Genomic DNA, 7,500 nt, shown 5'->3' with positions numbered 1-7,500 from the left:
AAAGTCGGGCTTAGTGATCCGGTGGTTCCGCATGGAAGGGCCATCGCTCAACGGATAAAAGCTACCCCGGGGATAACAGGCTTATCTCCCCCAAGAGTCCACATCGACGGGGAGGTTTGGCACCTCGATGTCGGCTCATCGCATCCTGGGGCTGTAGTCGGTCCCAAGGGTTGGGCTGTTCGCCCATTAAAGCGGTACGCGAGCTGGGTTCAGAACGTCGTGAGACAGTTCGGTCCCTATCCGTCGTGGGCGTAGGAAATTTGAGAGGAGCTGTCCTTAGTACGAGAGGACCGGGATGGACGCACCGCTGGTGTACCAGTTGTTCTGCCAAGGGCATAGCTGGGTAGCTATGTGCGGAAGGGATAAGTGCTGAAAGCATCTAAGCATGAAGCCCCCCTCAAGATGAGATTTCCCATAGCGTAAGCTAGTAAGATCCCTGAAAGATGATCAGGTTGATAGGTTCGAGGTGGAAGCATGGTGACATGTGGAGCTGACGAATACTAATAGATCGAGGACTTAACCATATAATATGTAGCAATGTTATCTAGTTTTGAAAGAATATAAAAAACTTGTTGACTTTCAAAAGTAAATGAGTTATAATAATTCTTGTCTTAAATGAATACAGTCTGGTAATGATGGCAGAGAGGTCACACCCGTTCCCATACCGAACACGGAAGTTAAGCTCTCTAGCGCCGATGGTAGTTGGGACCTTGTCCCTGTGAGAGTAGGACGTCGCCAAGCAATCTTAAGACGAGTCAGAATGACTCGTCTTTTTTGTATGCTTTCATACCTCTCTTAATTGCCTGTTTAACTCCTTCTAAATAGGCGAATCCATGCTTTTTATCTGGTTCTAAGTAAGTACCTTCTGCCCATTCATTCCACGCATTAATAAATAAAAACTCGCTGTTGTAAAGAGAATAGGTACGATGAATTTGCTTACTTAAGTATATCGTGAACTTCTCAGGAGTAGAACCGAGAAAGATGCTGCTATTTAAGTCTTTGCGACGTGCTGTGTTGTCCCAGTCAACAAAGGCACCGGGAAATGTTTTTTTCTCTGGAGGAGATCGCTTTAGTATATACATCCAAACTTTATCATAATCCCAAGCGTTTATTTGTTTACCAGACTCATATATTGTCTTATTTATGTCTGGAGAGCTATCATGAGCAATTGTATAAAAAGGCTCGAATTGAATGCTAGCATCGAACCCATTTATATTAGGAAGTGGGAAGCTGTTTAATGTTTCTACAAAGTATATACCTTTCAACCCATTTTCTTGTGCGAGTGTATCCCAGTAATTAAGCATTTGCTCACAGTCAGGGATATGCCCAGGACGATAAATAATGAATAGGGGTTTATCATCTATACGAATATATCTTTCATCTTGGAAAGCTTGTAATAAATAGTCAAAGTGTTCTTTCCAATCCGATAACTCTCCATAATTTTGAGGCATTAATATATGGCTATCAAGACCATCCCAAGTTTTTGTCCACGGTTCATTTGCCCAAGAAAGGCAAAATGGAAAATCTGGTTCGCCCGTCTTAAGTACTTCATTAAAGGGTGTCTCCAATAGCCTTTTTCCTTTAAACCAGTAATGGTAATAACAAAAACCATATATGCCGTGTGCTTTGGCAATTTTTGCTTGCCATTTTCTTACGGATGGGTCCGTTAAGTCATAATAAAAATCTTGATAAGGTTCTCTAGGTTGATAATGTCCTGCAAATAAAGGTCGTGCACTTTTAGTATTTGTCCATTCAGTAAAACCTTTTCCCCACCATTTGTCATTTTCTTTTATTTGATGAAACTGCGGTAAGTAAAAAGCAATTATTTTCAAGGTATATCCTCCTTATGTTCTTTGTAGTTCAAAGTGGGGGGGAAGTTACTTTTGATTTTTTGAATCGAGTTTAAAGCGCTAGATAGGTTATTTACTTACTATTTTGTTGTGCTTCATATTGAATTCGTTTTTACAGTTTGCTCGATAGAGGAATCTTGGATCATTTAATATATGGCTGAGATGAAAAGTGATTTTCATTATAAAATTATGCGCATTACCATGTAGGAAAAGAGTTAATCTTTTTGGAGAACAAATAGGGCTTGGGGTAATCGGCTTGCGTCATCAAAAAAGTCCCGTAGCTTTAAATACTTCTCATAGTGATTTTTAATATAATTTCTAGGTATAACGGTTTCTCCGTAGAAGCTACTATTTCTAACATCTCCCGCTCCTGTAGGACTGTGGACAAAATTACCGCTTTCATAATCCGAGATGGCCCGATTTATATCTGGGAAAGCTTGTGATAAAGTTTTATGCCAACCCGTTTGAATGAATTCAGGGTGTTCCTTGAATTGTTGACAGTAATCGAGAAAATAGCGCGCTTGTGTTGTGGCTATGAAGATGCCACCTGGACGAAGAATTCTTGAAAATTCCTTTATCCAATTTTCTGCAGTTTCTTCGGATAAATGTGAGAATACAGAATAAGCGAATATGATGTCTAATGAATTGTCACTAATAAATTCTACAGGAGGTTGTGGATTGGCTGTTTTATATATTCCTCTTCCTAACGTTTCATTGCAAATGTTAATCATTGCGGGATCTACATCAATACCAAGTAAATTTTCATCGCGAACATCTTTGAAAAAAAAGCGTATAATTCTTCCCCATCCGCAACCAAAGTCTAAAATTTTACGTTCTTTATTCAAGGGAACACCTAAATTTTGGGCATATGTTTTTACATGGTTATAAAACAAATATGCTTCATAAAGAGCGTGTTCATAGGAAGCTCCTACAAACTGTTGTTGAATTTCTTCGGGGGGGAACATAGGTACTGGGATACCATTTATCTTTGTTTGTGAGCAACTTTGTATAAATAGATTTAGAAGTTCAACGTCAGAAAGAGGACTAACAAGGTTATCAAAATCATTTCCTAACTTAAAGTTATTCATTTGTTAACCTCCAAATTATATAGTGCCTAAAAATTATGTTCGTGTTTTTTACTAATAAAAACATGTAGAAATTCAGCATCTAATCCTAGTGATCTATCCTTTTGTAAATAAACAATTGTATACATATTTGCATGTGTATAAATATATTCAATCATATCTTGGCCCCAATCAAATGTTACTAAAGCCCCCTTCTCATCAATAGGATTTCCATGATAAATTGGCTCTTCCATATACTCAATTCCTTCTTTATTGTTTCTTGCTCTTTGTAAAGTCTTTGGGAGTGTATGATACCAAGGGACGGTAAACACATGAGCGCCACCAGGCTTTAATACACGTTCTATTTCTTTAAAGGCTTTCTCTGGCTCCATTACGTGTTCAAAGACATCTTGCGTAATGAATAAATCAAAAGATTCATTTTGAAAAGTCATGTTTTCTAAATTCTCACATCTAATTCCTTGAAAGTATTGACCAAGAGGATAGTTTTTAAAGTATTGAGAATATGTATAGTTTTTACAGTTTTTTATCAGTAGTTGAGTTGTAATCCCTCCTGGTGAGGACTCGTGGATATGATAGGACCCCCATTTTGGAAAAAATGTATTTAAGACATGAACTAAAGCTCTTTGCCTCGGTATAGAGTGGCATGTAGAACATAAATAGTGATCTCTAAGCCAATCATTATGCTCTATAAATGTAGCTTCCTTCTCACAAATAACGCAGTAGCCATTATTGTGCTTCAAATTACCTTCCACATGATATCCCTCCTGTATAAAATGCAATGTATTTCCCCCATTATTTTCATGGCAGTAATGCTCTCACCTTAAAATCCGGCTGGAGCAAAGAAGTTGGGTGGGATATGAACTGCCCGTAAACGCCCTCACTTTATGGATAGTATCAGACACATGTGAAACCAAAGAGAGTGGGTAGAAATTAGGGAAACCATAAAAGTAAGATTGGTAGAAGGGAATAATTAGTAGGGGAGAACCCCACACTAATTAAAGTTTCACTTTATGCTATGCGATACATTTGCTTTTATTCATTGAAAAACGTAGGGGTTTAAAATATCCCTTTCGTGTATGGATACATTTCAAAGTCCTTTGCATATATTTCTGTAACTAAATCCATTGTTTCTTTGTCATAAAAGCTTGCGTATGTTGGAAATCGGGGAAAGGCTTCATCTGTAATGCTAAGTTCTGCATAGCTTCCTGTATAAACCATCTTGTGAGCGCGATGATGACCTGAACTTGTAAGTTTGGTTAGGTCAGATTTAATCAAACCGTATTCGTTTTCTATTTTGGGAATTTGCTTATTAAAATCTTCTAAAGGTATATAGCGTTGGATAAAGGCTTCTTCACCTTGGACGTATTGTTGACTAAAGTGCATATCTATTACTTGGGAATTGGAACCAAGTGCTTGAACGTAATATAAAAATTGTTTGAATGATATTCCTTGCTTACTATGCTTGTCATTATAAAAACACTTTCGGATACTATTCCATTGAGGACTAGCATAAGGATTGTCAGCAAGTAATAAAAATGAGCTAACGGCCCTCTTATAGGGATTTCGTACGAGTTTACAAACATGCTTTTTGGCTTCTAGAAGACCGCTATGTACCGCTTGTATATAATTGGGGTTATTTTTATATACCCAGAATTCATAGTAATGAATAAAATCATTGTATTTCTTTGCTTCAGGAAATAATCCAATTTGAAAGAAGAACCAATTAGCTAATGCGGTACATCCGCTTCTATGACTCCAAAATAATATAAGGGGAAAATCCTTATGGAAATGCGGAATTCGATCTTTATGTAGAATGATGTACTCTAAAAACTTTTGATTTATATTTTTCATGAGTTTAACACTCCTTTTTTAAGGGTATAGAAGAGGATTTTTTATTAATCCAATATATTCATGAGAATGAGTAAATATTATGAGTGTATTTTGCTTTCGTCTTAAATAAGAAAGCCATTCTAAAAGGGAAATATAAAATAAAGATAATGAAAATGTATAAGAGGCATACAATTAATTATAAGAAAAGAAATAATAAAAGTGTCCAAGTTCATTTATTTGTATTTCTAGGTGTGATAAGCAAAAATCTTATTACTAGAGAGGATATTATGGGGAAGAATAATTATTTAATAGTAGGTGGAAATAGTTTCATTGGTATTAACCTCGCATTAGGTTTATTGAAACAAGGTCAAAATGTAAAAGTATTTTCCAGACATATAAATAATTTTCCTCAAAATCTTATAAGTGAGGTTGAATTTATTAAAGGTGATTTAGCAAATGTTGAAGATATATATAAGGCTTTAGTAAATGTGGATATTATTATTTATTTAGCTGCAACGTCTAATGTAACAACTTCAATTGAAGATGTTTTTGGAGATAGGAACAGTAGCTTTTTTTTTCTTAATTTCATGGAAACTGTTAAACGTTTCCCTATTAAAAAAATTGTATTAGCATCCTCTGGAGGCACAGTTTATGGTGAACCAGAATATTTACCTATTGATGAGAAACATCCATTAAAACCACTATCTCCTTATGGAATAACAAAAGTGTCGCTTGAAAATTATTTGTACTTTTATAAGAAAAAGTATGGAATGGACTATGTTGTATGTAGATATTCTAATCCATATGGAAAATATCAAAACCCGTTAAAGAAAGTTGGAGCAATAAACTGTTTTTTGTATCAGCATCTCAGTAATGAAAAGATTAATATATATGGGAATCCACAAGAGATTATTCGAGATTATATTTATATCGATGATCTAGTGGAAATCACTATACAACTATCACAATTAAATCGCTTGAAATCTTGTGTGTATAACATAGGGAGCGGCAAGGGTCTCTCTTTAAAACGAATTATAGTAGAATTGGAGAAATTAACGGAAAGAAAAGTGGACTTTATCTGCTATAACCAAAAGCAAGAAAATGTTCAAAAAATCATTTTAAATATAGATAGGGTAAGACGAGAATGTAATTGGGAACCGAAAGTGGATTTCAAAAGTGGAATTAGATTAAATAAGCTATGGATTGAAGAGTTCTTATATAGTAAAAAATAATAAGCCATGCCCTACTTCTGTATAAGTAGAGCATGGTTTATTATTTTGTTTCTTTTTGTATTACCCAAAGGTCTTGATGTTCCCACCAAAAACCTTCAGTGTATTTTTTGATGATAGGATTATAAGGTAATAATTTAATTTTGTCACATACGTAAGAGGGACTAACGATCGTTTGCCCGTATTGATGCACATCTAAATCCAGTTGTTCACTAGAGGGGAGAAACCAATAACCCTGTTTATTTAAATCTGGAAAGCCGAAGTACTTTTTACTTTGATATCCATGAGTTGTGAAAATGAATAATCCGCCAGGGGACACAGCATTATACAATGTTTGAAGCCAACGAAACCAAGTTGTATCAGGCATATGAGAAAAAAAGGATAGACCAAAAACGATATCATACGTAGACGATAATTTTACTTGTTCCGGCTCAGGGTGAGATAAGATAGATGAAGTATTTAATGTGCGTTCAATAAAACTAATAGCCTCTTCATGTATATCACAGGTAGTTATATGTAAGTTCGTTTGTAAGTTTAATAAATGGCGTGTTACGCAGCCATATCCGGATGCGAATTCTAATAATTTTGTTGGAGTGTCTACAGGAGGATAAAAGGAAGTCATTAAATCTAAGAGTGTTTCTGCTGATTTTCTTCCATCTTTAAAATAATAATCTATTGCTTCTTTTTTAGAAGGAAAGACTGGATTCGCGACCAAGAATTGGAAGATGTGATCCTCCGGATGGATACTTGCATTTACATTGTAGTTCTGTGCAATTTGAGAAATCAAATCTTTATTTGCCTCTATAAATTCTTTCAAAGAGTAACCCTCCTTAAATAATAGTAATGTCTTACAAGAGATACTGATGGTAAAGAAAATATATAATTAAACCTTCAAATATGTTTTAAGATACTTTCTATATGCGTACATTTTCTTTTTTGAAATGTCGTCGATAGTAAAGGTTTCTTTAATGAAATTCTGCATTTGTACAACTTCACTGTAATGGGAATATGAATCTTCTGCTCTCGTTACGCTATTTGTATGTCGTCTATGATAGTTTAGAGGTTTTGGATTGAAATAAATGTTCCCCTCTTTAAGGATAGAAACATAGAAAAACCAATCACCGGCTATTTTAAACTGTTCCAATTGTTTTGCTGTTGTTTTTATATCTATGTTTTTAAAAACTACACTTGAGACATTAGGTATGGTGTTTTTGATAAGTAACGTATCTTGTATTTCATCTATCCCTTTTCGCACATAAGAACTCTGCCATTTTTCTTTATCAATATCATTTGTGTAATCTAAATAATGATTGGCCAATATATTTCCTTGTTCATCTATTTGTTTTGATTGTGTGTAGCTTAAGGCAACATCACTATCTATATGAAAACCTTGTATTACTTCTTCTAAAAATGTCTGATCACATAAGTCATCGGCCTCAGCAATCCAAATATAATCACCGGTTGCTGCAGAGACACCTTTTATCCATTGTTTAAATACAGAACCAG

At 35.1% G+C, this 7,500-nt stretch carries 7 protein-coding genes and 2 rRNA genes (2 of these 9 running past the window's edge); 3 read left to right on the top strand and 6 right to left on the bottom strand.

The annotated features are described in order from the left end of the window. A 23S ribosomal RNA gene (locus F3I02_RS22935) occupies nt 1-524 on the top strand (it extends 2,399 nt beyond the left edge of the window). Between the two features lie 101 nt (nt 525-625). Beyond that, a 5S ribosomal RNA gene (gene rrf, locus F3I02_RS22930) occupies nt 626-741 on the top strand. Between the two features lie 14 nt (nt 742-755). Here rrf and F3I02_RS22925 read toward each other — a convergent pair. The 4 genes from F3I02_RS22925 to F3I02_RS22910 form a co-directional block, all read right to left on the bottom strand. After that, nucleotides 756-1,832, bottom strand: a complete 1,077-nt coding sequence (locus F3I02_RS22925) for a glycosyltransferase WbsX family protein (RefSeq protein ID WP_196478477.1) — start codon at nt 1,830-1,832, stop codon at nt 756-758. 233 nt (nt 1,833-2,065) lie between these two features. Beyond that, complete coding sequence (locus F3I02_RS22920; protein ID WP_001058686.1) at nt 2,066-2,938, bottom strand: class I SAM-dependent methyltransferase; 873 nt, start codon at nt 2,936-2,938, stop codon at nt 2,066-2,068. Between the two features lie 26 nt (nt 2,939-2,964). After that, on the bottom strand, nt 2,965-3,687 hold the full coding sequence (locus F3I02_RS22915; protein WP_000398923.1) for a class I SAM-dependent methyltransferase: 723 nt from the start codon (nt 3,685-3,687) through the stop codon (nt 2,965-2,967). 304 nt (nt 3,688-3,991) lie between these two features. Beyond that, nucleotides 3,992-4,786 carry a sulfotransferase family 2 domain-containing protein gene (locus F3I02_RS22910; protein ID WP_000790062.1) on the bottom strand — a complete coding sequence of 265 codons (795 nt, stop codon included), beginning with the start codon at nt 4,784-4,786 and terminating at the stop codon, nt 3,992-3,994. A gap of 266 nt (nt 4,787-5,052) precedes the next feature. Here F3I02_RS22910 and F3I02_RS22905 point away from each other — a divergent pair, with 266 nt between their 5' ends. Continuing rightward, on the top strand, nt 5,053-5,997 hold the full coding sequence (locus tag F3I02_RS22905; RefSeq protein WP_196478476.1) for an NAD-dependent epimerase/dehydratase family protein: 945 nt from the start codon (nt 5,053-5,055) through the stop codon (nt 5,995-5,997). Nucleotides 5,998-6,037: 40 nt separating this feature from the next. On the opposite strand, the gene F3I02_RS22900 is transcribed toward F3I02_RS22905, so the two are convergent. Continuing rightward, nucleotides 6,038-6,811: a class I SAM-dependent methyltransferase gene (locus F3I02_RS22900; RefSeq protein ID WP_196478475.1), complete on the bottom strand. Its 774-nt coding sequence runs from the start codon at nt 6,809-6,811 to the stop codon at nt 6,038-6,040. A gap of 66 nt (nt 6,812-6,877) precedes the next feature. Further along, nucleotides 6,878-7,500: the end of a glycosyltransferase gene (locus F3I02_RS22895; protein WP_196478474.1), read on the bottom strand. It continues 1,309 nt past the right edge of the window; the window shows 623 of its 1,932 coding nt (coding positions 1,310-1,932); its start codon lies off the right edge, out of view — the gene reads right to left on this strand; the stop codon is at nt 6,878-6,880.

Source organism: Bacillus sp. SRB3LM, assembly GCF_015712745.1.
Lineage (GTDB): Bacteria > Bacillota > Bacilli > Bacillales > Bacillaceae_G > Bacillus_A > Bacillus_A thuringiensis_K.
Note: the sequence above shows the minus strand (reverse complement) of the source record. Positions and strands in the feature narration are given on the sequence as shown.

Coding starts and splice junctions, on each gene's coding strand:
- F3I02_RS22920 (WP_001058686.1), bottom strand. CDS start 2,938: ATGAATAACTTTAAGTTAGGAAATGATTTTGATAACCTTGTTAGTCCT.
- F3I02_RS22910 (WP_000790062.1), bottom strand. CDS start 4,786: ATGAAAAATATAAATCAAAAGTTTTTAGAGTACATCATTCTACATAAA.
- F3I02_RS22905 (WP_196478476.1), top strand. CDS start 5,053: ATGGGGAAGAATAATTATTTAATAGTAGGTGGAAATAGTTTCATTGGT.